Genomic DNA, 26,065 nt, shown 5'->3' with positions numbered 1-26,065 from the left:
CGTACTCCTTGTGACGCGGCCGTCGAGGCCGGCGCTATCGTTGATGTCGGGTGGCGTGCTGCACCAGTACGCGCATGCGCCTGACCACCCGCCCGATCTCGCGATCCGGCCCGCGCGGCGCATCCGCCTCCGCTGCGATGCAGCCGGCATGCAAAAGGATTAAAGCGGCAATGGCGAATGCAATCGGGCCTGCGCCGTGCAAGTATCCGGCGAAGGCCGACGCGACCCTTGCGCGCGGCGCTACCCGGATTGGCGCGAATGAAACTGCTGCTGGTGGGTTCGACCGGGCTGGTGGGCCGTCACGTGCTCGCACTGGCCTTGGCGCACCCCGATATCGAACACGTGGTCGCACCGGTGCGCCGAGCGTCCATCGCCCAGCCCAAGCTGCTGGCGCCGGTCGTGGACTTCGATGCGCTGCCCGCGGAGGCCGCGTGGTGGCGCGCCGATGCGGTGATCTGCACGCTGGGGACCACCCTGCGCATCGCCGGCTCGCGCGAGGCCTTCCGCCGGGTCGATCACGACTACCCGCTCGCGGTGGCCAAGCTCGCCCGCCGTCATGGGGTTGCGAGCTATGCCCTGAACTCCGCCGTCGGCGCGGATCCGGATTCGCGCTTCTTCTACAACCGGGTGAAGGGCGAACTGGAGCGCGACCTAAGCGAGCTGGGCTTCCGCTCGCTGACCCTGGTGCGCCCCGGCCTGATCGGCGGCCAGCGCGACGAGCATCGCGGCGGGGAGCGCGCCGCGCTGCTGGCCCTGGGCCTGCTGGGACCGGTGCTGCCGCGCGCCTGGCGGATCAACCCCGCCGAGCGCATCGCCCAGGCGCTGCTGGAAGCGGCGTTGTCGCCGGCGCCGGGCACCCGCATCGTCGGTTCCGACCGACTGATCTAAGGCGTCGTCCAGCGCGGGCGATGCGGCCATCGCCGCCGCTGATGCCCGATCGGCTCAGCGTGCGCGGGTGCGTAGCGCGGGCTCATAGATTTCGGCGATCTCGGGAATGAAGCGCTCCGGATTCGCGCCGACCAGGTTGGTCAACACGACCACCGCCAAGCCATCGTCGGGATAGACCACGAACGCAGCGCGGGCGCCGCCGATGCCGGCCAACTGCCGATGCGGAGACGATGCCAGCACCGGCCAACCGGCCGCCCAGGCGCCGTCGGCGCCGTCGTTGAGCTTTTCCGGAATCCACATGCGCCGCACCGCGTCGGCACCGATCAGCTTCCCGTCCGACAACGCGATCAGCCACTGCGCCAACTCGCTGGCCGTGGTCTGGATGCCGCCGCCCGACCACAGGCTGGGCGGCATCTCGTAGTACCAGTGCGACAAGCGATCGCCATCGTCCGCGGCCATCGTGCCGCGCGGGGAATAGCTGTACATGGTCGCGGCATTGGCGATCAGGTCGTAGCTGCCGCCGAACGTGGTCCGAGGCATGCCCACCACCGCGAACTGGCGTTCGGCCATATAGCGTTCGTAGGGCCGCTGGCTCTGCTTCGCGATGATCCTTGCGAGCAGGCCGTAGTTGGTCTGGTTGTAGCGGTAGCGCGCGCCGATCGGCGCCTGCATGGGCCGCAGCTTCACCGCCTTCCAGGCCTCGGCCTCGGGCAGGCCGTCGATCATCCCGTCGGGGCCGACGACATCCGGCAGACCGGAGGTATGCGCGAGCAGTTGCCGCACACGAATCGGGCGCCAGGCTTCGGGCAAATCGTCCAGGTAGCGCGAGACGGGCGCATCCAGGTCCACTTGCCCGGCTTCGGCCAGCTGCATCATGGCCACGCCGGTGAAGGATTTCGTCGCCGAATTGATCGGGAACCGCGTCGTGTCGGTGACCGCCACCTGGTTCTCGACATTGGCCAGACCATAGCTTTCCGACAGTACGAGTTGGTTGTCGCGGATAACCGCGACCTGCAGGCCGGGGATGCGTTGCTCCCGCATCGTCTGCAGCACATAGCGCCTGGCTCGCTCGTTGGCGTCGCCCAAGGCGCTCGCACCTGCACCGAAGCCGGGCCACAACAAGGCAATGGCGACGACCGCCATCATGAAACGCGGCTTTCCGAACAGCATGAAACTCCCTCGGGCGGATCCGCCCATGATGCGATGGTCGATGGCCGCGGCGCGCATCGCACGCACCCGACACCCAGCACAGGGATGCGCGCATAGCCTTGCGGGTTTAAGCGCTCCCGCGCAGGCCGCCGCCAGGCCAGCCGCGGGTCGGGGCGGCGTCGCCCCCGCGCATCTGTGCGAAAACCGCACAGTTGGTGTTCGCCCAGGCCTCTAACACCGGCGCGCGCGGGCTCGCATCATGGCGCCCTCCCCACTCAAGGCCTGCTCGCATGCATATCGCCGCTCTGCTCGGAATCGCCACGCTCGGAATCGCCGGACTCGGCGGCGTCGATGCGCAAGCCGCCACCCGCGCGTCCCATCCCACCATCCGCAGCATGGCCGGCGCCGCGCCGATCGCCGAACTGCAAGCCGACAAGACCGTGTTGCTGGTGATCGATTTCCAGAACGAATACTTCCGCGGCGGCCGCATGCCGATTCCCGACGGCGAGGCCGCCTTGCGCCAGACCCGCCGCCTGATCGACTACGCCGACCGTCGCCGCATCCGCGTGATCCATGTCCAGCATGTGCTGCCGGCGGGCGCGCCCTTGTTCGCCGAGGGCGGCGACACCGTCGGCTTTCATGCGGACATGCAACCGCGCAAGGGCGAGCGCGTGGTGCGCAAGGACGCGGTGAGCGTGTTCGCGGGCCGCTCCGCGGGCGAGATCGAGCAGGTTCTGAAGGAAGCCGGCGCCGACACCTTGATCATCGCCGGCCTGCAGACCCATGCCTGCGTCGCCGGCGCCGCGCGCGACGCGGCCGCCAAGGGCTACCGGGTCGTGGTGTCCTCCGACGCGACCGCCACGCGCGACCTCGATCTGCGCGATGGCGGCCGCATCGGCCACCAGCAGTTGCACGCCTCGGCCCTGGCCGAAATCGAGGATACCTTCGGCGATGTGATGAGCAGCGAGCGGATACTCGCGCTTCCGGTGCGCTGATACCCTGCGCGCACGCGGCATCCGTACGTCGCGGGTGCCGTCCGCCGGAGTGGGATGATGGATCAGCTGTCCGCCATGCGCGCCTACCGCAGCATCATCGAGTCGGGTAGCTTCACCCAGGCCGCCGAGCGCCTGGGCACCAGCCATACCTCGGTGTCGCGCCTGCTGCGGCAATTGGAAACCCACCTGGGCGTGCGTCTGCTCAATCGCAACAGCCGCAACTTCACCACCACCGAGGCCGGCGCGCGGTACTACCGCGACTGCGTCGATATCCTCGACCGGATGGACGCCGCGCAGCAGCGCCTGAGCGCGGACCCCGAGCAACCCTCCGGCCTGTTGCGGCTGAGCCTGCCGCACGCGGTGGGCGCGCTGGAACTCGCGCAATGGCTGCCGGCATTCATGCAGCGCCATCCGCGCATCGACCTGGACCTGTCCTGCGACGACCGCATCGTCGATCTGGTCAAGGGCGGTTTCGATCTGGCCATTCGCATCGCCGGCCCGCTGCGGGACAGCGCCCTGGTCGCGCGCGAGCTGGCGGTGTCCGAGCGCGTGCTGGTGGCCGCCCCGCGCTACGTCGCCCAGCGCGGCCTGCCGCGCGGCGTCGACGATCTGTCGGGGCACGCGCTGATGGCCTATGCCGGCGATGGCCCTAGCCTGCGGCTGACTTCGCCTGGCGGCGCCGAAACCACGGTCGAATGCGGCGAGCGCCTGCGCCTGGACTCGATCCTGGCCCTGCATGCGGCCGCGATCGCCGGACTGGGCATCGCCGCGTTCACCCGCCTGACCGTACGCGAGGACCTGGCGGCCGGCCGCCTGCTGCGGATCCTGCCGCAGCTGCATGCCGGCCAGCGCCATTACTACGCAATCTATCCACATGCCAGGCAGCTGGCGCCGAAGGTGCGGGCCTACACCGAGTTCATGCGCGCCCATTACGCCGCCGCCCAGGCCAGCTGAACGGCCGTTTAGACCGGCAGGCAGGCCCCGCCCGCATGCCCGGGCCGGCCCGGGCGCGGCCCAGCGTCGGCGCCCGGCATCCCCCCGCACCCTGTAAACTGGTCGTTTTTTGGCCAATCGATCTTTGGAAGCTCTACAACGGACACTGGTCCGTGGCCCGACGTTCATTCGCCTGCTCGCTCGCCTCACGGACGTCGACGTACCCCCTCCTCCCGCATCGCTGTCGGACCGATTGAGCGACTGGATCGACTGGACCCGCGCGGTCGCGTTGTCGCGGGTGCTGGATGCCGCCACACCAATGGCGGGCACGGGCGGGCCCGCGTTCGACGCGGTCGAAGAGGCCGCCTACGCCGCCACGCGCGCCTCGCTGACCAGCGCGATCGCCGGCTGCCTGCAGCTGTGCGCAACCGGACCGCAGGCCGCGGACACGCCCGAGGCCGAGCCCGACTACGCGGTGTTCCGCCAGCACTACCTGTCCACGCAGCGGGCGATGCTGACCGCGACCGGGCGTTGGCGCGGGCGCCTGCGCGACCTGCTCGGCGCGCGCTCGGCGCAACTGAGCCGGCTCGCCGACCTGGACGCGCTGATGGAAGCGGTGCTGAGCCCGCGCGAACAGGCCTTGCTGGCCGCGGTGCCCGGCCTGCTCGGCGAGCACTTCGAGCGTTCGCGCCTGGCCGCGCAACAGGCCCGGATCGAGGCGCCGATGGCGGCGTCCGATGCTTGGCTGGATGGTTTTCGCAGGGACATGCAGGGCGTGCTGCTGGCCGAACTGGATGTCCGTTTTCTCCCGCTGGAAGGCCTGCTTGCAGCGCTTCGCCCCCACCCCCAGGGACGTCATGTACAGACATTCGCTTGATTTCGTTGTGTTCTCGCTCGGCCTGGTGGCGGTGTGCTGGATCGGCGCCGGTTATCTGGGTTCGAACCCGCTGGGGCTGGCGGTCACCGCGTTGATCGCCGCCGGCTACCTCGCCGGCGCGCTGGAACTGCTGCGCTACCGGCAGGCCACGGCCACGCTGGAACGCAGCCTGGGCGAGCTGTCCACGCCACCTTCCAGCCTGGACAGCTGGCTCGGCCAGTTGGATCCATCGCTGCGCAATGCGGTGCGTCAGCGCGTCGAAGGCCAGCGCCTGCCGCTGCCGGGCCCGGCGCTCACGCCTTATCTGGTCGGCTTGCTGGTGCTGCTGGGCATGCTGGGTACCTTGCTGGGCATGATGGCGATGCTGCGCGGCACCGGCATGGCGCTGGAAACCGCGACCGACCTGCAGGCGATCCGCGACTCGCTGGCCGCGCCCGTGCAGGGGCTGGGCTTCGCCTTCGGCACCTCGATCGCGGGCGTGGCGACCTCGGCGATGCTGGGTCTGCTGTCGGCGCTGCGCCGGCGCGAACGCCTGCGCGCGGTGCAAACGCTGGACGCGAAGATCGCCACCGACCTGCATGCGTACTCGCAGGCGCATCGGCGCGAGGAGAGCCTGCGTCTGCTGCAGCGTCAGACCGATCTGATGCCGACCCTGATCGATCGCCTGCAGACCATGATGGCGACCATCGAGCAGCACAGCCTGAGCGCGAACGAACGCCAGCTCGCCCAACAGCAAGCCTTCCACGCCCAGACCCAGGCGGTGTTCACGCAACTGGCGGCCTCGGTCGAGCAGTCCCTGCAGCACAGCGTCTCCGACAGCGTGCGCGTGGCCAGCGAGGCCTTGCAGCCGGTGATGCAGACCACGATGGCGGCGATGGCGCGCGAGACCGCCGCGCTGCGCGACAGCGTCGGCCTCGCCGTGGAGCGGCAGCTGCAGGGTTGGTCCAGCGGCCTGGAAACCACCACCGGCAACATCGCCGAGATCTGGAACCGATCGCTGGCTCAGCAGCAGCAGACCCACGAAGCCCTCACCGGCGATCTGCGCGGCGCGCTGGATCAATTCGGCGCCGGCTTCGAGCAGCGCTCGCTCGCGTTGGTGGACGGCGTGTCCACGCGTTTGGACGCGACCGCCGATCAGGTCGCACAGGCCTGGACCCAGGCGCTGTCGCAGCAACAGGACCTCAACGCCGGCCTGGCGACGCAGAACCAGGACGCGCTGAGCGCGGCGGCCGCCACCTTCGAACAGCACTCGGCCGCGCTGCTGCGCGCGGTGGATGCATCGCACGGCGAGCTGAAGACCGCGCTGGCGGCGCAGGACCAGCAACGCCTGAGCGCCTGGACCGAATCGCTGGCGTCGATGAGCGCCGCCTTGCGCGAGGATTGGGCACAGGCCAGCGCCGACACCGCGCAACGCCAGCGCGAGATCTGCGACACCCTGGCCCGCACCGCCGACGAGATCGGCACACGCGGCCAGGCGCACGCCAGCCAGACCATCGCCGAGATTTCGCGACTGGTGGATACCGCCTCGGAAGCGCCCAAGGCCGCCGCCGAAGTGATCGGCGAACTGCGCCAGAACCTGTCCGAGAGCATGGCCCGCGATACCGCGGTGCTGGAAGAACGCACCCAGCTGATGGCGACGCTGGACACCCTGCTGGCGGCCGTGAACCACGCGTCCACCGAACAGCGCGCCGCCATCGACGCGCTGGTCTCGACCTCGGCGGACCTGTTGGACCGGGTCGGCACGCGCTTCATGGGCCATATCGAATCCGAGACCGGCAAGCTCGGCGCGGTCGCCGACCAGGTCAGCGTAGGCGCAGTCGAAGTGGCCAGCCTGGGCGAAGCCTTCGGCGCCGCCGCGCGCGTCTTCGGCGAGGCCAACGGCCAGCTCAGCGAGCGCCTGCAAGGCATCGAAGACGCGCTGCAGCGCTCGCTCGCGCGCAGCGACGAACAGCTGGCCTACTACGTCGCCCAGGCGCGCGAAGTCGTCGACCTGAGCCTGCTGGCACAGAAGCAGATCGTCGAGGACATGCAGCAGCTGTCCGACCGACGCGCGGCCAACGGCGCCGCGGCGGCATGAGCGCGGATTTCAGCAGCGAGGTCGATGGCGACGCCGACGCCTCGGTGCCGGTGTGGGCCGCGTTCGGCGACCTGATGTCGATCCTGCTCGGCGCCTTCGTGCTGATCCTGGTCGGCGTGATCGCCGTGCAGCTGCAGCTGGAGGTCAAGCTCAACCAGGAAATCGCGCAACGCAAGCTGGAAACCCAGCGCCGCCAGACCCTGGAGCGCGCCTTGGCCGTGCCCCTGGCGGCGGGCCGGATCACCCTGGCCGACGGGCGCATCGGCATCCGCGGCAGCGTGCTGTTCGCCCTGAACTCGGACCAGTTGCAGCCCGAGGGACGCGAGCTGCTCAAGAGCATCGCGCGCCCGCTCGCCGCCTACCTGCGCGAGCGCGACGAAGCCCTGATGGTGAGCGGCTACACCGACGACCGCCAGGTCAGCGACGCCAATCCCGAGTTCGCCGACAATTGGGAACTGTCGGCGCAGCGCGCGCTTACCGTGACCCGCGCCCTGATCGCCGAAGGCGTGCCCTCGTCCGCGGTCTTCGCTGCCGCCTTCGGCGCCGAGCAGCCGGTCAGCGCCAACACCAGCGCGGCCGGCCGCGCCAACAACCGGCGCGTGGAAATGGCGCCGGTGCCGCGTCTGCAGCGCACGCGCGCGTCCTCCGATGCGAAGTAAACCCTCGCCCTACCCCGCCATCCTCGACGCCTGGCGCGAGCGGGGCGCCGATCGCGTCGATCCCCTCGCCTTCCACTACATGACCGCGCTGCGCCGGCGCGCGTCCGACTACGACGGCGAGGCGCGACGCGTGCTGGATAGCAAACTCGCCGACCTGATCGACGCCTACGCACGCCGGCTCGCGCGCAGCGAATCCGCCAGCGCCGACCTGGAGCGCGAGCGCGGGCCGCTAGGCGCCTTGGCCGACGAACTCGCCCGTCGCGGCGACTCCCGCAATGGCGGCGCGGCGGAAGAACGCGCGGCCCAGGGCACCCCGCTGCCGGAACTCGCCCTGCTCGGCGACTTCCGCACGCTGTGGGCGAATGTGCGCACCGACAGCCAGGTGCGGCGCTCGCTGGAACAATCCTCCAGCCATGCCGGCCCGCTCAACTCCAGCCGCCTGGTGCATCGCTCGCTCAGCCTGATGCGCGAACTCTCGCCCGGCTACCTGCAGCAGTTCCTGGCCTACGCCGACGCCTTGTCGTGGCTGGAGCAGATGAACGGCAGCGGCGTGCTGGCAGCGCAGGATCCGCCGCCGCGCGAAAGCGGCAAGCCGCGCACGCGCAGCAAACCGCGCAAGCGCCGCGAGTAGCATCAGAGCGCACGGCGGCGGACAGCATCGTGCCTGTTGCCGACGCAAGCGCACCTGCGCGAAGATCGACCGCAACCCGTCGCTGCATCGCGCCGGGAGCCGCCGGCGCGACTGCGACGCCTGCGTTGCAAGGACCCCTGTGCGCGATCGCGCCGGGCCACGAAACAGACTTCGAGGCGACACGTGAATACCCCTACGTTTTCGGCCGACATCCACAAAGGCAAGGTCCTGATCTCCTCGCTGTTCCTGTTCGCGCTGGGCCTGGCGGCTGCCTACATGGCCTACCGCGGACCCGACCCGAACAGCCTGAAGGCGATGCTGCGAAATCCCGCCATCTTCTATCCCATGACGGTGCTGGGCGCCCTGCTGTTCCTGGGCCTGGGCTTGCTCGGCATGGCGAAGCTGCGCGGCGGCAGCCCTTTGAGGGCCGGTCCGGAAGGGCTGGACCTGAGCGGCGATATCAAGATCCGCTGGAACGACATCGCCGGTATCGAGCGCTATACCGACTTCACCACGCCGTCCTTGAACGGCTACAAGGTGCTGCTGAAGGATGCGGATCGTTTCCTGGCCGCGCACCGCGATCACCGGCTCTACCAGCGCATGCTGTCCACGCACTCCACGGTGTCCACCCCGGTGGTCGTGTACACCAACAGCCTGCAGATGGACCACGACCGGTTCCAGCGCGTGGTCGCGCACTATCTCGCCACCGGCGCCGGCTGAAGCGTGCGCGGCGCAGGGCGCCTACCTGCGGCCGCGCCGCAGGTAGTCCGCCAGCTGTGCGATCTGTTCCGCGCTGAGGCCCGCCGCTTGCGGGCGCATCGCGCCTTCGCTCAGGGCATGGACGATGCGCTCGCGCGGATGACGGGCGATTACATCGCGCGGCGGGATGTTGCCCACGGCGTGGTCGTGACAGGCCGCGCAGCGTTGGCGGTAGATTTCGTCGACGGCCGCACCCGCCAACGCGTTCGAGGGCGCGGGCGGCACCACGGTCGCGACCGTGGGCGGCACGGGTGGCGGCCGACTTATGCGGCGCCCACCCAAACCGAAGGCCTGGATGCGGTCGGTGCCGACGAACACCTGGCCGCCGCCGAACGCCGGCTCGTTGTATTTGCCGCTGGTGTACAGCTCGCCCGGCGCGCTGCGCCATAGCAGGCGCAGGCTATCGGCCTCCAAGGCATACAGCACCGGGCGCGGCGCGTCGGCGCCGCTCAGCAAGGCCGAGCGCGGCGCATTCTCGTCCAGCACCCAGACGATCGCGTGCTGCGGCCCCCGGCTGGTGACCACGGGCGAGCCCGGGTTGCCCAGCACCAGCGAGGTCTGGCGTCGGTCTACTTCCAGGAACGGGGCCAGGCCCTTGCGACGCACCACCCGCAGACGCACCAGCGAAGGCGGCACACTGTCGGCCGAACCCGGCGCGCGCTTGCTGTTGCCGGTGACGAACAGATAGTCCGTGCCGTGCGGATCGCGGAAGCTCGCCGGCAGCGAACGCGAACGCGCCAGGTCCAGGGCGGCGTCGCGTTCCGAATAGGGACCGAACACGTTCAAGGGCCCGCGCGCGCCGAACTGCGGTTGGCGCTGCGGCGGCAACAGGGACGCGTCGCTGGAGGCATCGTCCGAACAAGGCGGGCGCCGGTCCAGGCGACCCGGCATGCGATCGCGATCGAGCAGATAGACATTGCCCTGCTTGCCGCCCACCGCGAGCAGGCGCCGTCGATCGCCGGAGCTCGCTTCCGGCAGCAGGATGGCGCCGCCGGAGCCTAGGTCGATATCCATCTTCGCGCTTTGGCAGTAATTGAACGGCGTATACGTACCGCTGAGCGCGAACCCGTGCTTCTCTCCCGGCGGCGTCAGCTGCAGCACCGACTGGGTCCAGTCGTGGGCACTGTCCTGATAGCCCTCGAAGCCGCTGCCGGTGACCACGTACACCCGACCTTCGAGATCCACCGCGGGCCCGCCCGCGCCCCAGATGCCGCCGCTGCCGCGGTGCGGCATCGCCACCGCCGCGAACGCGCTGCTGACTTCGGCGCGTCGCGTATCCACCGCCACCAGCCAACCGGTCTCGCTCTCGCCGAACGCCACGTACAGCTGCCCGCCATCGGGCGACAGGTTCAAGGCGCCGCGCTGCACGCGGAAATCGTGGCGACGCCTCGGCGGCAGGCGCCGCGGACCGGCATTCGCGTTCACGGCGTTGAAGCGTTCTTCGTCCAGTCGCACCGGCCAGCCGGGTTGCACCGCGCCGCTGCCGATATCCAGCGCATACGCCTGCCAGCGCGCGGCGGGATCGCAATGGGTTACGTACAAGCGCCCGCGCTTTGCGTCGATCACCGGCGTGCTCAGGATGCCGGTGGCGACGCCGTCCAGCGGCGCCGGCTGCAGATGGCAGGGCGCGCCCAGACGCGTGCGCCACAGAATCCGGCCGGCGGCGATATCGCCGCGTTGGGCCGCGGCGATGGCGTAGACGTAACCGCTATTGCTGGCCGCGATCACCACCGGGAAGACCTCTCCGCGCAGCGGCCCCTGGGTCAGGATGAGGCGGTCCAGATACAACGGCGAGGCGTACAGGCGCGCGGGCTGGCCGTCCACGCCGTCCAGCGGCAGCGATTGCCAGACTTCGCCGAATCGCGTTTCGTCGACGTTCTGAGGCGTCAGCACGGCTTCGTCGCTGCGCCAGCCGGAGCGCGCCGCGTCGACATGGAACGTCGCACGCTGCGGACTCGCGGCGGCGACCGCCTCGGGCGGCTTATCGTCGGCCGGCAAGCCGGCCGCCCGCAGCCCATCGCGCGGGATCTGCGCGCCGGCCGACCACGCGATCGCATTGAGCAACAGCGTCGCCAGCTGCGGCCGATCCAGTGCGCTGAGGTAATGCGCGCCGCTGTAGACGAAACCGCGACCGCCGCCGTCGCGCTCGAACGCCCAGGCCACGGTCACGTCCTCGGCGCGATCGGCGATCACAGGGCGCCCCGCACGAAACTGCGGATGCAGCGTGGTCTTGAGCACCGGCAGGCGCTTGCCGCCGGCCGCCGCGAACCGGAACGTGGGATAGAACTCGTCGCGATAAGCGAACGCGGCCACGCCGCGGCTCAGCGACGCGCCTGCATCGGCCGGCAGCAACTGCGCCCACTCGGTGCTGCGGTCGAACATGCCCTCGCGGGCTCCGCCCAACCAACGCGCCAGGCCCAGGTCCTCGCCCACCGGCACCGTCGAGGACTGGTGCAAGGCGACCAGGCCGACGCCGCGTTGCATCAGCGCCTGGAAGCGGCGGCGCCGTTGCGGATGGCGCAACGGATGACGATCCAAACCGTCGAAGTACCAGACCACGGTGTCGGCGCCGTCCAGCGCATGCGGGTCCTGCGGCCAACCGTCCGGATAGGCGACCACGCGCAGCGCGGCGCGCGCGTCCGGCGAGGCCTCGATCAGCGCCTGCAGCTTGCGTACGCCTTGCGGATAATCGTGCTTGCCCGGCCCTTCGCTGGCCGCCCCGCCGATGATGACCACCGTGCGCGGCGGCTCGGCGCAGGCCGACAGCAGGACGCAGACCGACAGCGCCGCTGCGTGCCTCCAACCGCGCCAACGCGCGGCGGGGCGGGCCTTGCGCACGCTCATCGACGCCTCTCCCAAGGACCGGCCGCACTCGGGCCTGAGCGCATCCTAGTCCCGTCGCTCTGCGGCAAGCGGCGGGCCGATCTATGTTCAATCGACAGTTTTTGTTTGCGATGCGGCGCGACGATGCCGCGATCGATCGCGCAGCCGGCACCACGACTAATTACATAGTTGACAAGCCATTCAGGGCGACCTAGGCTGGCAACAACTAAGGAATTAGTGGCGATACCCATGGCCCGACCCACGGCGCAATCGGTGACCGAAGCAGAGCAAGCGATCCTGGAGGTGCTGTGGGAACTCGGCGAAGCCTCGGTGCGCGAAGTCGCCAATGCCCTGGCCCGGCAAAAGCCCGTCGCCTACACCACCGTGCTGACCATGCTCGGCATCCTGCATAAGAAGGAGCTGGTGACGTTCCGGCAGGAAGGACGCGCCTTCATCTACCGCCCCGCCCTGACCAAGGCCGACGTACGCGAACGCGCGCTCAGCCATCTGATGACGCAGCTGTTCGACGGCTCGCCGGAAGCGCTGGCCCTGCACCTGATCGAGAATCACGACGTCGACCCCGGCAAGATCGCGGCGCTGCGCGACAAGGTTCGTGCGGCGCGGAAGCAGGAGAAGGCGCGATGACCCAGCTGCTGTTCTGGTTGCTGAACTACGCGGTCGAGCACCTGCTGCTCTGCCTGATCGTCGCGCCGCTGCTGTATCTCGCGATCCGGACCGGCGCGGTCGCCCCCGGCAAACGCGCCGCGCTATTGCTGTTGGCCTTCGCCTTGACCGTGATAGGCCCCGCGATTCCCTTGCCGACGACACAGCTGGGCCACTCGATCGTTCCGGCTTCGTCTTCGAGCCAACCGCGCGCAGCCGAACCCGCCGCGGCCGATCCTGGCGCGGCACTCATGACTGCCCGGCAGCGCGACGCCATGACGATCGCTCCGGAGCTGGCCGCGCTGCTGATCTCGCTGTGGCTGGCAGGCGCCGCCTGGGGCCTGGCGCGCCTGTTGTCGGCGCAGGCCGGCGCGCGGCGCGTCCTGGCCGCATCGCAGCGCTCGCACGAACTCGAACAGAGGTACCGACATGCGATCCCCGCAGGCACGCAGATCCATGTCTCGCCCTCGTTCGGGCCGGCGGCGCTAGGCATCGCGGCAGCGAAGATCGTCCTGCCTCGCGAACTGGCCACCTCGTTGCCGGACGACGCACTGCGCGCGGTGCTGCTGCACGAGGCCTCGCACATCCGGCGCAAGGACCTGCCGATACTGCTGATGCAGCGTCTGGCGCTAGCGCTGTTCTGGTGGAACCCGATTCTGCGACTGATGAGCGCGGCCATCGACTCCGCGCGCGAGATCGCCTGCGATCTGCGCGCGTCGCGGGCCTACGGCGCGTCCGTCGACTATGCCGAAGCCCTGCTGCTGTCGATCGAGCACCTCGCTCCGGCGCAACCGCGACGCGATGCGCGGGTGCTGTGCGCCGCCGCGTCCCTGGCAACACTGGATGAGCGTATCGATGCGATCATCGAGGCGCCGAAGACGCCGACGTGGGCCGCCACGGCTACCCTGTTGTCCGTGAGCGTTGCACTGATCGTCCTGTGGGTCGCGGCCGACATCGCGGCACCGCGCATCGCCTTGAAGCATCCCGTGGCCGGCAGCACCGAATCGGTCCGAACGTCGGCGCAAGCGCCCTCGCGCCATCGCACCGCCACGCCGACGACAGCGACGGATCCCGATGCCGTCATCGCCCTGCACGACGAATACTCTCAGTTCCTTTACGCCAGCCACGACGACTATACCCAGACCCTGACTAAGCTCATGGACGCTTACGGCCAGGAGCTTGCTGCGCTGGAGCGTACGGCGCCGCAAGCAGACCGCGATGCGCGCCTCGACCGCTTGAATCGGGACTACAGCCGCCTGCATGCGGCCGCCGAGTCGCGCTACCGCATCGCGACCGCGCAGGCCGAAGCCAAATTCCTGGCCGGACAGCATTCGCTGGGCTATCCCTGACACCTTGACCCCGCGGCCCAATCGCCGCTTCCCGCAGCCGCCGTACGTCCCGCGCACAGAACGACTAGGGGTTCCAACATGAAACGACGCCATTGGTGGCCCTGGGCCGCCCTGGGATGTCTATTGCTTCAAGCCAGCTGCGTTGGCGCGTTCGCGGGCATCGACACCGCCCGTCCGGTGCCGACCGAAGTGTTGAGCGAAGACGCTTGGAACCGAACCGTATCGGGCGTGCGCTATATCACGCCCGCCGGCTGGACCGGGCAAACGCATGGCGCCTTGACCGTGATGCGCACGCCGGCGGAGGACGCCAGAATCGCGATCGTGGACGTCGCCGCCCAGTCCGCGGACGAAGCCATCGCATCGGCATGGAAGCACTATCGGCCCACCGCCGCGCCTAGCCTGCCTGACGCGCGCGACCGTCCGCCGCGCAATGGCTGGTCGTCCGTGCGCAGTTACGACTACGCAAACGCAGCACAACCGAATCGCGTGCTGCGCGCCCAACTCCTGCACGAGGGCGATACCTGGATCGTCGTGATCCTGGACCTGCCGTCCGAGGCCATGAGCCGACGCGAAGCCCAAGTCACGCGCGTGCTTTCCAGCCTGCGCGCCAGGAACTACGTGCCCGATACCCTGGCGGGCAAGCCAGCGCACGCGCTGGACGCGGACCGGATCGCGGCCCTGCTGCGCTTCCTGGAGGACGCGCGCACCCGCCTCGGGATCCCGGGCGTCGCCTTGGGCGTCGTCCAAAACGGCGAGGTGAAGTACGCCGGCGGCCTCGGCATCCGCAAGCTCGGCAGCGACGAAAAGGTCGACGCCTCCACGCGCTTCCTGACCGCCTCGGTCACCAAGCCCATGACCTCGCTGATGCTGGCCAAACTCGTCGACAGGGGCGAACTGGATTGGAACGCACCCGCCGCGCGCCTGCTGCCTTCGTTCCAGGTCGGCGACCCGGCACTGACGAAACGAATCCGCGTGCGCAACCTGCTGTGCGCCTGCACCGGCATACCCGCGCAAGACATGGAATGGGCGCTGTCCGGCGACGAGTTGAAGCCGCAAGACGTATTGGGCCTGTTGGCGCGCATCCGGCCCACGGCCGAAATCGGCGAGCTGTACCAGTATTCCAATCTGATGGCCGTCGCGGCCGGCTACCTCGGCGCCCACGTCGCGCACCCCGAGCTGCCCTTGGGCGAGGCCTACGACCGCAGCATGCAGGAGTTGGTGTTCGACCCGCTGGGCATGCGCTCGACGACCTTCGATTTCGAGCTCGCGCAACGCGGCAACTTCGCCTCGCCGCACGGCCTCACCATCGACGGCGACCTCGCCGTGGCCGCGATGGGCTACAACCGGATGTCGATCCCGATGCGGCCCGACGGCGGCGCCTGGAGCAACATCGACGACCTCAACCGATACCTGCGCATGGAACTGGCCTCCGGGCGACTGCCGCAAGGCGGCCGTTACATCGGCGAACAAGCGCTGCATGAACGTCTGAAGCCTCAGGTCGCGCGCGGCGGTGTGGACCAGTGGTACGGCATGGGCCTGAAAACCGATCGCCGCGCCGGCATCCTGCAAGTGACCCACGGCGGCAGCATGGCCGGCTACCAGGCCGAGATCTTCTGGCTGCCTGAGATCGACGCCGGCTACGTGCTACTGATGAACGCCGATGCTGGCGCGCAGCTGCGTGGATTCTTCGCCGATCGCTTTCTGGAGCTGCTGTTCGACGTGGACCGTGGCGCCGCCGCGACCTTGGACGCACTGCCCGCCCGCCTGAAACGCGAGCGCGAGGCGCATCGCGCCCAGCTCGCGCCGCTGGACGCCGAGACCCTGCAGCGACTGGCGCCGGTGTACTCCCACCCCACGCTGGGCTCGATCCGCATCGTCACCGAAGGCGCCAAGACCTGGTTCGATTTCGGCGGCTGGCGCACCGAGGTGCTAATGACGCAGGACGACGCGGACACCGTGATCGAATCGATCTCGCCCAGCGTCGCCGGATTCCGGTTCACCGCGACGCAGCGCGACGGTGCGCGCGCCCTGGTGCTGGACGACGAGCAAAGGACCTACACCTTCCTGGAGGGCGATCGCCCCTTGTCGCTCGCCGCCCCGCCCGACGCCACCACCGGAAACGACCGGCCCGAGCGTTCGCCCTAGGCGAGCGCTCGCCGGCGGAGCACCGCAAACTGCGCTCAAGCGGCCATCGCACCGCGACCTCGCCGCGGGGCTCGGCCGGCGCCGGCACGTCGACCTCGCCCAGCGTGGGCCGGGCCGATCGCGATCTCTCCGCACCGTTGCCGGATCGGCCTCTCCTCGCGGCAGCGGACCGCACAGCAACCAGGCCGTTCCGCCCGCCGCATTCGCGACAATCCTGTTACTCCCCGCCGCGCCGATCGCTGGGTACATTGCTCCCACGGCGCCACCGTTGGCGCCATCGGACATCGGGATCAGGCGCCGCACCGGCAGCACGGCCGACCGAGCATCGGCGGACGTCGCCGAAACCCCGCCCCGCGGACCGCCCGAGCGTCGGGTCCGCGCCGCGCCCGCAAGCGCTCCGCCTTCCTCCGGCCAACGGATCGGAGACGGGCGCGCCTTGCCCGCACGCCGCCGATTCCGTGCCCGCTCACCACCACCGCCCCCCGGGTCCAGGAGCACCGCATGAACGCCGCACTTGCCGAAACCCACCTCGCCGATCATCCCGTCGTGTCCAAGGAATCCTGGCTGGCCGCACGCAAGGCGTTGCTGGCGCAGGAGAAGGAACTCACCCGCCTGCAGGACCGGATCGCGCGCGAACGCCGTGCGCTGCCGTGGCTGCGCGTCGACAAGGACTACCGGTTCGACACCCCCGACGGCCCGCGCCGCCTCGCCGATCTGTTCGAGGGCCGCCGTCAGTTGCTGGTGCAGCACTTCATGTTCGCGCGGGGCTGGGAGCAAGGCTGCAAGAGCTGCTCCTACATGGCCGACCACAACGACGGCGCCAACCTCCACCTCGCCCAGCGCGACGTGACGTTGCTGGTCGTATCGCGTGCGCCGCTGCCGGATATCCAGCGCTTTCGCGAACGCATGGGCTGGCGGTTCAATTGGGTGTCCTCGTACGGAACCGACTTCAATCGCGACTTCGGCGTCAATTTCAGCGCGGACGAAGTCGCCGACGGCAACGCCGACTACAACTACACGATTCAGCGCTTCCCGCACGAGGAAGCGCCCGGCATCAGCGTGTTCTATCGCGACGATGCGGGCCAGGTGTTCCATACCTACTCGCGCTACGGCCGCGGCGTGGAAGCGATGATGCACACCTACGCCCTGCTGGACCTGACACCCAAGGGGCGCGACGAAGACGGCCTGGACTATCCGATGGCCTGGGTACGCCATCACGATCGCTACGCATCCGAGGCGCCAGCAAAGGCGCCGACGGCGGCCGCGTGTTGCGCGTCTCAATCCTGACCGGTCGCAGGCGCGCATCGTGAGCGGCTTATGGCCATGGCTGGCGGTCGCCGGACTGGGCGCGCTGCACGGGCTGAGTCCGACCAGCGGCTGGATGTTCGCCGCCGCCTCGGGCCTGGGCTCGCGCGACAGCGCCCGGGCACGCCTTGCCCTGCTGCCCATCGCGATCGGACACGCCGCCTCGGTGGCGATCGTGGTGCTCGCGGTCGCGCAAGGCGTGCTGGTCGACCGTGGCCGGGTGCAGGCATTCGCGGGCGCCCTGCTCGTCGCCCTGGCGTGCTACCACTGGCTGCATCGCGCCGTGCCGCGCGAAGAGCGGCGCGGCGGCACCGCTGTCCGCATCCATGCGCATGCCGGTCACGCCGGCATGGCGCTGTGGTCCTGCCTGATGGCCACGGCGCACGGCGCCGGACTGATGCTGGTTCCGGCGCTGGTGCCGCTGTGCATGTCGGACACGCCCGCGCGCGAAATCACGGCCACCGGTTCGCTGACCCTGGCTCTGGCCGCGGTCGCGCTGCACATGACCGCCATGCTGATCACCACCGGCACCATCGCCGTCGGCGTTTGCCGCGGAGCCGCCAGGTTCCCGACCCTGCTGAGTGCGAGCGCGCGGCGCCCGCTCTGGATCGCCACACTGGCGGCCGCAGGCACGCTGTTGATGGTGCTGCGTTAGCGCAGGCGCCGACGCCGGCTCCGATCAGGCGTGAAGCGCGTGCAGCACCTGTGGATCACGCGTCGACGCGGACGGCTGCCCCGGCCGCGATAACGAACGCGCGTCGCTCAAGCAGGGTCCGCGCGACCGGCGGACGACGACATTTCGGGCTCGCTGGCCAACACCACCACGTGATCGATGCCATGGCGCAACATCTTGGCGTAGGGGCAGACGCGCTCGGTGTTGCGCACCAGTTCGGCGGCCAGCGCGCGCTCCACGCCGGGCAGGCTCACGCGGATGTCGGCCGACAGCAGGAACAGGCCATCCATGGGGTCGCGCGCGAAGGTCACCGCCGCCTCCACGGCCACGTCCCTCACCGCCACGCCCGCGCGAGTGGCCAGCAGCAGGAGCGCGCCGTGGAAGCAGGCCGCATAGCCCGCCGCCAGCAGCTGTTCGGGATTGCTGCCGCCGCCGGGCCCGCCCAGTTCGACCGGCAGGCGCAGATGCGCATCGAGTGCGCCGTCGTCCGAGCGCACCACGCCGGACGCGCGCCCGTGCGCGGCCTCGCCGCCGGTCACGCGCACGCGTCCGGTGTACAGCGCCAGGGTTTCGTCGCCGTGGTACTTGTCCAGCAAGCTCGGCGAGGGCGGCTGCAAAGGGCTCATGCGCGACGGGTGTCCGTGTCGGGTTCGACCGATACCTTGCAGCCGCGGGGCGTGCGCGCGACGCGTCGCGCGCACGCGGGTTGCGATGGCCGATGGATGCGCGGGCTGCGCTTGCGCGCTCAGGCGCGCGGGACGTAGCGCGCGTACTCGGACTGTTCCAGCCAATGCTCGAAGTTCAGCGCGCCCTGCCAGGCCGGCCCGGCAGGCACCAGGGTGTCGTTCTGCAATTCGGCGCCGAAGTAGCGCGCATGCGCGTCGCCGACCACCTCGCGCGGGTCCTGGACGATGTTCATGAAACGCTGCGCCAGATCGGACAAAGGCTCGCGCACCGGGCCGGCGATCTCGACGATGCCGTTGGCCGGCGCCTGCAAGGCCAGCCGCGCGACCGCCGCGGCCACGTCTTCCGACGCGATCGGCTGGATCAGCGCCGTCGGCAGGCGCACGGTGCCGCCCTCGCTGCCGGACTGGATGATGCCGGGCAGGAACTCGAAGAACTGGGTGGAGTGGACGATGGTGTAAGGCAGGCCGGACGCGCGGATCAATTCCTCCTGCGCGCTCTTGGCGCGGAAGTAGCCGCTGGCGGACAGCTTTTCGGTACCCACCACCGACAAGGCCAGATGATGGCCCACACCCGCGCGCGCTTCGGCCGCCAGTACATTGCGGCCTGCGGTCTGGAAGAAGTCCATGACCGCGGCATCCTCGAACGAGGGCGAATTGGCCAAGTCCACCACCGCATCGGCGCCCGCCATCGCGGTGTCCAGGCCCTCGCCGGTCAGGATGTTGACGCCGGTCGACGGCGCCGCCGCGACCGCCTCATGGCCCTGCTCGCGCAGGCGCGAGACCACCTTGCTGCCGATCAGTCCGGTGCCACCGATGACGACGAATTTCATGTTCCACCTCTTGAGGTCCTGACGGGGGAGCCGGTGTCCGTAGGCGTCACCGGCGACTGCGCAACGATGCTAGGCGCCGCGCGCGGCCCGCAGTAGCCACGCAACCGGCTGCATGGTGTTTCCCGGCGCGCACCAATCAGGCGGCTTCGTCCTCGACCGCGCGCGCCCACATCGCCTCCGCACGCGCCGCCGGCTGCGCCGGCAGACGGCTCAAGTGCTCGACGCAATCCAGATTCAGCGCGCGCACCTGGCCGGTGACGAAGTCGATGAAGGCGCGGATGCGCTTGGGCAGCTGGCGCCGGCTCAGGTAGCACAGGTAATGCCCGCGATCGTCGGGCGCGTACTGATTCAGTGCGAACCGCAGCGCGCCCTGGCGCAGGGCATCGCAGACCTGGAAGCCCGGCATCTGCGCCAAGCCCTGCCCGTCCAGCACCGCCTGCAGGATCAGATCGTCGTCGTTGAACACCAGATCGCTGGTCGGCAGCAGGCTGTGAGCGCGGCCTTCAAGCTTGAAGTCCCAACTGCGCAGACGTCCGTTTGGCAAGCGGCGATTGATGCAGGCATGCGCGTCCAGATCGGCGACGGACGTGGGCAGACCGTGGCGACGCGCGTACTCCGGCGAGGCGCAGACGAACATCTGCATGGGCACCAACTGCTTGGCGATCACCTGGCTGTCGTCCAGGCGGCCGTCGCGGAAGGCCACATCGACGCGGTCCGTGGCCAGATCGGCCTCGCGTTCGTCCAGGATCAGCTCGATGGCGATGCCCGGGTAGCGCAGGCGGAACTCGCGCATCAGCGGCGCCAGCACCTTGCGCCCGAAACCGTGCGTCGCCGCGATCCGCAGCTGTCCGCGCGGCGGGCCTTCGCGCAGATCGCGCATGTCCTCCAGCGCTTGCTCGATGCGCTCCACGCCGGGGCGGCAGTTCTCGAAAAACAGCTCGCCCTCGCTGGTCAGTGAGGTGGACCGGGTGGTGCGCGAGAACAAGCGCGCGCCCAACTGGCCTTCCAGCTTCTGCACGCTGCGGCTCACCGCCGAACGGCCCACGCCCAGGCGGTCGGCCGCGCGCGCGAAGCTGCCCTCGGTGGCCACCGCGATGAAGGCCATCACGCCGGCATAGCTGGCGGAGAAGCTGGATTCCAACCGGACCTGGCGTTCGTGGGTGTCTGGCAGGGTGGCGCTCATCGCGACGTGACCTTCGCTTTCGGACTCAACGGTGGCATGCGGGTGCGCGCATGCGCTCGCGCGTACTCCACATGGCTGCGGCAGACCTGCGCCGGCTGGCCGATCAGCCGGGCGATGTCGTCGTAGCCGGCCTCGAACACCTCATGCAGCAGGAACGCGGCCCGCACCTCCGGCGCCAACAGATTCAACGCTGCTCTGAATTCGGACCAGACGCGGTCCACATTCGAGGCTGTCGCTGGCGCTTCGAGATCGTCCTGGGGGTGGCTCATACGACAAGGACGCAGCCGCGGGCCGTTTTGTTACAGCGCCTTCGCATTGGTGCGCCGCGCTCAACACCGCGCGTCCGCGCGGCGACCTACCGGCGCGGTCCGGTCCTGCCTAGATTGGCCGCCAACCGGTCGGGCCCGCGCCTGCCGGCGCCCCTCACCCACTGGAGCTTTCGCCATGAGCCAACGCGTCGATTACCAGCAGCAGTCGCCCGAGCTGTTCAAGAAGCTCGTCGAATTCAGCCTGCTCACCCACAAGTCGTCGATCGAGCAGTCGATCCGCGACCTGGTCAACATCCGCGCATCGCAGCTGAACGGCTGCGCCTTCTGCCTCGACATGCACATCAAGGAAGCCACCATCCACGGCGAGCGCCCGCTGCGTCTGCACCACATCGCGTCGTGGCGCGAATCGCAGCTGTTCGTCCCGCGCGAACGTGCGGCGCTGGCCTGGACCGAGGCGCTCACCCAGTTGTCCCCGCTGGGCGTGCCGGATGAGGTCTACGATCGCGTGCGCACGCAGTTGTCCGAGAAAGAGATCTCCGACCTGAGCTTCGACGTCATGGCGATCAATGCCTGGAACCGCGTCAACGTCGGCTTCCGCACCGTGCCCGGCAGCGCCGACCAAGCCTTCGGCCTGGACAAGGCGCAACTGTCCTGAAAGCGGGCGCCACGCGCCCGGCCCATCCCACACCGCCCCGCGGCGGTCACACAGGAGTCCCCCGCATGCGCATTCCCCTTTCCCTGAGTCTGCTCGCCCTGCTGTGGACGGGCGCGGGCGCGGCGCATGGCCAGACCGGCAGCGACGCCCCGCATCCCACGGTCGCGCCAGTCATGACCCAGGCCCTGCCCGATTACCCGGGCAAAGAAGCGCTGATGCTCACCGTCGAGTACCCGCCCGGCGGCGCCGACCCGGTCCACCGCCACGACGCGCACGCCTTCGTCTATGTGCTCGAAGGCTCGATCGTGATGGGCGTGGCCGGCGGCAAGGAGGTCACGCTGACGCCTGGGCAGAGCTTCTACGAAGGCCCCGGCGACCTGCACACCGTCGGCCGCAACGCCAGCCGCGACAAGCCGGCCAAGTTCGTCGTGGTGCTGCTCAAGGACATCGACAAGCCCGCATTGATCCTGTCGCCCTGAGCCGGCGACGAAGCGTCGGGCCGGCTCCACGCCGGCCCGACGTTTCATCCGTCACAATCGGGCTTCCTCGTGCGACCTTGGTTTTATGGAAGGCGCGACTCACACCTTTACCCAGCTCCAGCCCCGCCTGCTAGGCGTGGCCTACCGCATGCTCGGCTCCCTGGCCGAGGCCGAGGACGTGGTCCAGGACGTCTGGCTGAGCTGGAACGAAGCCGCCTCCGAGCAGGTCGCCGATCCCGAGGCCTGGCTGGTGATCGCCACCACCCGCCGCTCCATCGACCGCCTGCGCCGCGTGCAAAGCCGGCGCGAGCACTACGTCGGCATCTGGCTGCCCGAGCCCATCCTCACCGAAAGCCCGGCCACGCCCGAGGAGCTGCAGGAAGCTTCAAGCGACTTGTCCATCGCCTTCCTGACCGTGCTCGAACGCCTCGCCCCCGAAGCCCGCGCCGCGTTTCTGTTGCGCGAGGTCTTCGACGCCGACTACACCGACATCGCCAGCACCCTGGACAAGAGCGAAGCCGCCTGCCGCCAGATCGTGCACCGCGCCAAGAGCCAGCTGCGCGAGGAACGCCCGCGCTACGTGGTGTCCGCAGAAGCCCACCGCCGGCTGATGCGCCGCTTCACCGAGGCCTGGACCAACGCCGACTTCCGCGCCATGAAGGACTTGATGGCCGAGTCCGCGGTCCTGGTCGGCGACGGCGGCGGCATCGTCACCGCCCTGCCCAAGCCCATGATCGGCGGCGACCGCATCGCCCAGCTGCTGTTCGCCTGCACCCTGCGTCGCAAACACGAACTGCGCCTGCAGCTGGCGACCATCAACGGCCGCATGGGCGTGCTGCGCTACTTCGGCGACCAACTGGAGTCCGCGCAGTCCTACGACACCGACGGCGAACGGATCCTGCGGGTCTATGTGCAGCGCAATCCCGAGAAGTTGCGGCGGATCGCGGCGGCGAGCACGCCCATACATTGATCGCGACGCGGCACCAGTCGCGCCTTCGCACACTGGGGACGCCGCAAGCTGGACTCCGCAAAAATCCGCGCTCGCCGACGGGCGCAGTACGGAATCGTGACGCTGAACTTTCAAAGAAGTTAAAAACGTTGCTTGCGGTAAACACGCCGATGCGCCTCAGACGCGATCTACGCGATGCCGGGTGATCGACTCCGCTCATGTTTGAGCATTTGTGAGTCGCATCACGACGGACACATTCTTTAGAGCGTAATTAAGTCGCGCAAGAAATGGACTTTCTCACCACGCACGCGCGGTTGATGCAGTAGCGATCAGCCGTCCGGACATGGAGGTCGCTATGCGCATCAACGCAGGCGCAGGCCCGATAGTCTTCGCGGCCGCCCGTTTCACGCGGGGTCTTGTCGTCTACGAGCTCAGGCCGCCTCCCAGGCGCGCCCTGGCCGCGCGCGCCTGATCGAACCGATCACGCTCGACGCCCCGCAGCGACGACCGCAGCCGCGACGTTCGGCACGCAGCGAGCGAGCGCGGGTGCCCGTCCGCATGCGGCTTCAGACACCGGTATCGGCGGCGCGTCGCCAGATGCGCTGTCCGCGCGGCCATGGACGGCCGCATAGGCGAAACGGACAGCCCCGCGTCCGTTCCGTCGGAGCCGGTCCGGGCTTGCGCTCGAATCGCTCAGGTCGAGGGTGCAGGACGCGCTTGCTCGACCACCCGTTAAAGGACTACCCCACCACAAACGGAGCTTGTTATGAAAACGCTAGTCGCGCTGAGTTTGGTGCTGTTGATTTCGGTCCCGGCGATGGAGACGGCGCAAGCCAAGGAGCCTTCATTCCGGAAGTTGAACGAAAAAGCCCGGTTCATCCATGGCGGCAATCTGGTGACGCGCGCGTTGCCGGAAATGGGCATCGTCACCGACGCCCGCCAGCAGACGCCCGGCCAGAAGGCGGCCGGTCTGAGCACCATCATGGTCACCCGCAATGGCGACCAGTACGAATCGCGCATGGATCCGGAAGATGTCGCGATCTTCGAGCAGGCCATCAGCGACCTGGAAATGATCGGCCGCACCTCCACCAGCATGAACACCCCGCCCAAGCTGCCGCTGCGCTTCGGCAGCAACATGGTCGGGCCCACCGTCGTGATCGGCCCGGACAACCGCGTGCAAGTGACCAATACGGTCGCCTCGCCGTACTGGCATATCGGCCGCATCGCGATCGGCTGCACCGGCACCCTGATCACGCCGAAGCACGTGCTCACCGCCGGGCATTGCGTGTCCAACGGCGCCGGCACCTGGTACTCCGACCTGAATTTCACCACCGCCCAGAACGGCAGCTACCAGCCCTGGGGCACGACCAGCTGGGCCCGCGCCGTCACCACGACGGCCTGGCACAACAGCGCCGACAGCAACTACGACTACGCGCTGATCGTGCTCAGCTCGGCCCCGCACGGCGGCAACTCCGGCTGGGGCGTGTACTCGGGCGGCACCCACACCATCAGCGGCTATCCGGGCGACAAACCCCTGGGCACGATGTGGACGCACTCCGGCACGGTCTCGACCAGCGGTTCCTACCGGTTGTGCTACACCATCGACACCTTCGGCGGTAACAGCGGCAGCGGCATCGCCAGCGACGGCGGCGTCAACGTGCGCGGCATCCACACCACGGGCTCGTCCACGCAGAACTGCGGAACGCGGTTGACCAGCACCGTCTACAACCAGCTGCAGAACTGGATTGCCACCTATCCCTGACCCGGCGACGGCTATCGAAGTACCGCAACAGCTACGTGGCGCGCCGCGGTACGGCGTGCCACGTTCCAGCCCGCAAGTCCAACACGCAAGGCGGCAAGCATGAGAATCGCATTCATCCTGGCGTTGATGTTGTCGGCCAGCTGCAACCCTGGCGACAAGCAAGCGGCTACCGATCAGGAACCGTACGAGAGCGCGCTGATCGTCGGCAGCGCCCAATCCCCGGACCCCGTATTGGCGCGGGTGATGGAGCTGGAGAAGAGCGGCGTGGTGAAAGACGTCGTCGTCCAGGAATCCTTCCCGGTGCAGATCCGCCTGCGCGCGCCCAGGAAGGTGATCGAAGAACTCCAGCGGATGCCTCGAACCGGCGAATTGCGTTAGCCGGACCGGGTCATAAGCCGGACCGAACGCTGGCGCTAGAACAGCGCGCGATACACCAGCGACCTGACTTCCCTTAAAAGGCCCTCAGACGCATCCTCCCGGACGTAGGTCATGTACTCGTCGAACATGTGGTCGTAGTGGAGGCAAATAGGCAGCAGATCGCCCCCCGTGTTCAACAGCTCCGCCTGCGCATACCTATCGGCCGGATCCAGCAGGCGCAGACCGCGCGAGCGATGCTCCTTGCCGTTGATCCGAAAGAAATCGTCCTTAAAGTCCTGCCATCTGTCGGCAGGAACGACCGCGCTCGATACGCCAGCCTTCCTGGCGGCCTTGCAGAGCAGGTGCGAATGAAGATTCGCCAGCTGAATGCATTGCTTGACGAAACCGCCAAGGGAAACGTGGGCCTTCGAGATCGCCTCCTCCTTGCCGAACGGCGGGTTCAAGGGCATCCGATACGAGTAGTACTCGCGTAGGAAGCGAAGATCCTCCACCAGCTCTTTCGAGTTCAATCGGATGATCGGCGTATTTCCCTGCGAGTAACCCGCATAGAAGGCGTTAGCCATCTTCGAGTGGGTGATATCGGTGATCTTATCGACCGACTCGTGGGGATGCAGGTACATGACCGCCCACATGGCATGCATGGAGGCGTAGTAGGCCATGTAGTAGCTGGCCGCCAGCGAGCCCTGCTCGCGGGTTTGATTGGCGACCAAGGCGAAGTAGGTGGCGCTGAAGCACAGCTTCAACGATTGCCTGACCCGAACGCACCAGATGACGGTGTCGTAATCGGTCCAGGTGGCCATGGCGGCGCCGTAAACCCGCATCCATCTTTCATGGTACTGGCCGCATTCGCTTTCCGAACGCAGGTTGATCTCGAGATGGACGAAATTCGATACGAAATCGAAGTACTTGGAGAATCCCTTTTCCTGCTGCACTTTCGCTCCCCGCCGG

25 protein-coding genes are annotated in these 26,065 nt (G+C 68.7%); 18 read left to right on the top strand and 7 right to left on the bottom strand.

Annotated elements, in window-relative coordinates:
• The first annotated feature begins 258 nt into the window (after positions 1-258).
• Complete coding sequence (locus ASE35_RS08345) at positions 259-888, top strand: NAD(P)H-binding protein (RefSeq protein ID WP_057163552.1); 630 nt, start codon at positions 259-261, stop codon at positions 886-888.
• A gap of 54 nt (positions 889-942) precedes the next feature.
• Here ASE35_RS08345 and ASE35_RS08340 read toward each other — a convergent pair whose 3' ends face one another.
• Positions 943-2,031, bottom strand: a complete 1,089-nt coding sequence (locus ASE35_RS08340; protein WP_057163704.1) for a serine hydrolase domain-containing protein — start codon at positions 2,029-2,031, stop codon at positions 943-945.
• A gap of 401 nt (positions 2,032-2,432) precedes the next feature.
• On the opposite strand from ASE35_RS08340, the gene ASE35_RS08335 reads away from it, so the two are divergent.
• From ASE35_RS08335 to ASE35_RS08305, 7 genes are all read left to right on the top strand, one after another.
• Entirely contained in the window at positions 2,433-3,032 is a 600-nt protein-coding gene (locus ASE35_RS08335) for a cysteine hydrolase (RefSeq protein ID WP_343123521.1), read from the top strand.
• A gap of 57 nt (positions 3,033-3,089) precedes the next feature.
• On the top strand, positions 3,090-3,986 hold the full coding sequence (locus tag ASE35_RS08330; protein WP_056179861.1) for a LysR family transcriptional regulator: 897 nt from the start codon (positions 3,090-3,092) through the stop codon (positions 3,984-3,986).
• Between the two features lie 124 nt (positions 3,987-4,110).
• On the top strand, positions 4,111-4,842 hold the full coding sequence (locus tag ASE35_RS08325) for a DUF3348 domain-containing protein (RefSeq protein ID WP_056178096.1): 732 nt from the start codon (positions 4,111-4,113) through the stop codon (positions 4,840-4,842).
• On the top strand, positions 4,823-6,919 hold the full coding sequence (locus ASE35_RS08320) for a DUF802 domain-containing protein (RefSeq protein ID WP_057163551.1): 2,097 nt from the start codon (positions 4,823-4,825) through the stop codon (positions 6,917-6,919). Before ASE35_RS08325 ends, ASE35_RS08320 begins: the two co-directional genes overlap by 20 nt.
• Positions 6,916-7,578, top strand: a complete 663-nt coding sequence (locus ASE35_RS08315) for an OmpA family protein (protein ID WP_057163550.1) — start codon at positions 6,916-6,918, stop codon at positions 7,576-7,578. Before ASE35_RS08320 ends, ASE35_RS08315 begins: the two co-directional genes overlap by 4 nt.
• Positions 7,568-8,209, top strand: coding sequence for a DUF2894 domain-containing protein (locus ASE35_RS08310; protein WP_057163549.1), 642 nt, complete (start codon positions 7,568-7,570; stop codon positions 8,207-8,209). Before ASE35_RS08315 ends, ASE35_RS08310 begins: the two co-directional genes overlap by 11 nt.
• 183 nt (positions 8,210-8,392) lie before the next feature.
• Positions 8,393-8,929 carry a hypothetical protein gene (locus tag ASE35_RS08305; RefSeq protein WP_057163548.1) on the top strand — a complete coding sequence of 179 codons (537 nt, stop codon included), beginning with the start codon at positions 8,393-8,395 and terminating at the stop codon, positions 8,927-8,929.
• A gap of 21 nt (positions 8,930-8,950) precedes the next feature.
• On the opposite strand, the gene ASE35_RS08300 is transcribed toward ASE35_RS08305, so the two are convergent.
• Positions 8,951-11,812 carry a cytochrome c gene (locus ASE35_RS08300; RefSeq protein WP_057163547.1) on the bottom strand — a complete coding sequence of 954 codons (2,862 nt, stop codon included), beginning with the start codon at positions 11,810-11,812 and terminating at the stop codon, positions 8,951-8,953.
• Positions 11,813-12,040: 228 nt separating this feature from the next.
• Between ASE35_RS08300 and ASE35_RS08295 the strand changes: the two genes are divergently transcribed.
• The 5 genes from ASE35_RS08295 to ASE35_RS08275 all read left to right on the top strand — a co-directional run bounded on the left by ASE35_RS08295 (position 12,041) and on the right by ASE35_RS08275 (position 17,908).
• Positions 12,041-12,436, top strand: coding sequence for a BlaI/MecI/CopY family transcriptional regulator (locus ASE35_RS08295; RefSeq protein WP_057160224.1), 396 nt, complete (start codon positions 12,041-12,043; stop codon positions 12,434-12,436).
• Positions 12,433-13,803 carry a M56 family metallopeptidase gene (locus ASE35_RS08290; protein ID WP_057163546.1) on the top strand — a complete coding sequence of 457 codons (1,371 nt, stop codon included), beginning with the start codon at positions 12,433-12,435 and terminating at the stop codon, positions 13,801-13,803. Before ASE35_RS08295 ends, ASE35_RS08290 begins: the two co-directional genes overlap by 4 nt.
• Before the next feature lie 78 nt (positions 13,804-13,881).
• Positions 13,882-15,948 carry a serine hydrolase domain-containing protein gene (locus ASE35_RS08285; protein ID WP_082611185.1) on the top strand — a complete coding sequence of 689 codons (2,067 nt, stop codon included), beginning with the start codon at positions 13,882-13,884 and terminating at the stop codon, positions 15,946-15,948.
• A gap of 501 nt (positions 15,949-16,449) precedes the next feature.
• Positions 16,450-17,235 carry a thioredoxin family protein gene (locus ASE35_RS08280; RefSeq protein WP_057163544.1) on the top strand — a complete coding sequence of 262 codons (786 nt, stop codon included), beginning with the start codon at positions 16,450-16,452 and terminating at the stop codon, positions 17,233-17,235.
• 19 nt (positions 17,236-17,254) lie between these two features.
• On the top strand, positions 17,255-17,908 hold the full coding sequence (locus ASE35_RS08275; protein ID WP_082611184.1) for a hypothetical protein: 654 nt from the start codon (positions 17,255-17,257) through the stop codon (positions 17,906-17,908).
• A gap of 107 nt (positions 17,909-18,015) precedes the next feature.
• On the opposite strand, the gene ASE35_RS08270 is transcribed toward ASE35_RS08275, so the two are convergent.
• The 4 genes from ASE35_RS08270 to ASE35_RS08255 all read right to left on the bottom strand — a co-directional run bounded on the left by ASE35_RS08270 (position 18,016) and on the right by ASE35_RS08255 (position 20,894).
• Positions 18,016-18,552 carry an Ohr family peroxiredoxin gene (locus ASE35_RS08270; protein ID WP_057163543.1) on the bottom strand — a complete coding sequence of 179 codons (537 nt, stop codon included), beginning with the start codon at positions 18,550-18,552 and terminating at the stop codon, positions 18,016-18,018.
• 119 nt (positions 18,553-18,671) lie between these two features.
• Positions 18,672-19,442 carry an SDR family oxidoreductase gene (locus ASE35_RS08265; RefSeq protein WP_057163542.1) on the bottom strand — a complete coding sequence of 257 codons (771 nt, stop codon included), beginning with the start codon at positions 19,440-19,442 and terminating at the stop codon, positions 18,672-18,674.
• Between the two features lie 136 nt (positions 19,443-19,578).
• Positions 19,579-20,625, bottom strand: coding sequence for a LysR family transcriptional regulator (locus ASE35_RS08260; RefSeq protein ID WP_057163541.1), 1,047 nt, complete (start codon positions 20,623-20,625; stop codon positions 19,579-19,581).
• Positions 20,622-20,894 carry a sigma factor-like helix-turn-helix DNA-binding protein gene (locus ASE35_RS08255; protein WP_056178066.1) on the bottom strand — a complete coding sequence of 91 codons (273 nt, stop codon included), beginning with the start codon at positions 20,892-20,894 and terminating at the stop codon, positions 20,622-20,624. The genes ASE35_RS08260 and ASE35_RS08255 overlap by 4 nt, the downstream gene beginning before the upstream one ends.
• A 175-nt stretch (positions 20,895-21,069) precedes the next feature.
• On the opposite strand from ASE35_RS08255, the gene ASE35_RS08250 reads away from it, so the two are divergent.
• The 5 genes from ASE35_RS08250 to ASE35_RS08230 all read left to right on the top strand — a co-directional run bounded on the left by ASE35_RS08250 (position 21,070) and on the right by ASE35_RS08230 (position 25,117).
• The gene (locus ASE35_RS08250; protein ID WP_056178064.1) at positions 21,070-21,549 is read left to right on the top strand and encodes a carboxymuconolactone decarboxylase family protein; all 480 of its coding nucleotides are present in this window, start codon (positions 21,070-21,072) and stop codon (positions 21,547-21,549) included.
• 65 nt (positions 21,550-21,614) lie between these two features.
• Positions 21,615-22,028 (top strand): cupin domain-containing protein, encoded by a 414-nt coding sequence (locus ASE35_RS08245; RefSeq protein WP_057163539.1) that lies wholly within the window; start codon positions 21,615-21,617, stop codon positions 22,026-22,028.
• 85 nt (positions 22,029-22,113) lie between these two features.
• Complete coding sequence (locus tag ASE35_RS08240) at positions 22,114-22,998, top strand: RNA polymerase sigma-70 factor (protein ID WP_057163538.1); 885 nt, start codon at positions 22,114-22,116, stop codon at positions 22,996-22,998.
• 745 nt (positions 22,999-23,743) lie between these two features.
• Positions 23,744-24,739, top strand: coding sequence for a trypsin-like serine protease (locus ASE35_RS08235; RefSeq protein WP_057163537.1), 996 nt, complete (start codon positions 23,744-23,746; stop codon positions 24,737-24,739).
• Between the two features lie 99 nt (positions 24,740-24,838).
• Entirely contained in the window at positions 24,839-25,117 is a 279-nt protein-coding gene (locus ASE35_RS08230) for a hypothetical protein (RefSeq protein WP_057163536.1), read from the top strand.
• 35 nt (positions 25,118-25,152) lie between these two features.
• Here the strand turns inward: ASE35_RS08230 and ASE35_RS08225 are convergent, their stop codons facing one another.
• Entirely contained in the window at positions 25,153-26,049 is an 897-nt protein-coding gene (locus ASE35_RS08225) for a hypothetical protein (RefSeq protein WP_057163535.1), read from the bottom strand.
• Positions 26,050-26,065: the final 16 nt, after the last annotated feature.

It is taken from the genome of Lysobacter sp. Root916 (assembly GCF_001429785.1).
Lineage (GTDB): Bacteria > Pseudomonadota > Gammaproteobacteria > Xanthomonadales > Xanthomonadaceae > Lysobacter.
Note: the sequence above shows the minus strand (reverse complement) of the source record. Positions and strands in the feature narration are given on the sequence as shown.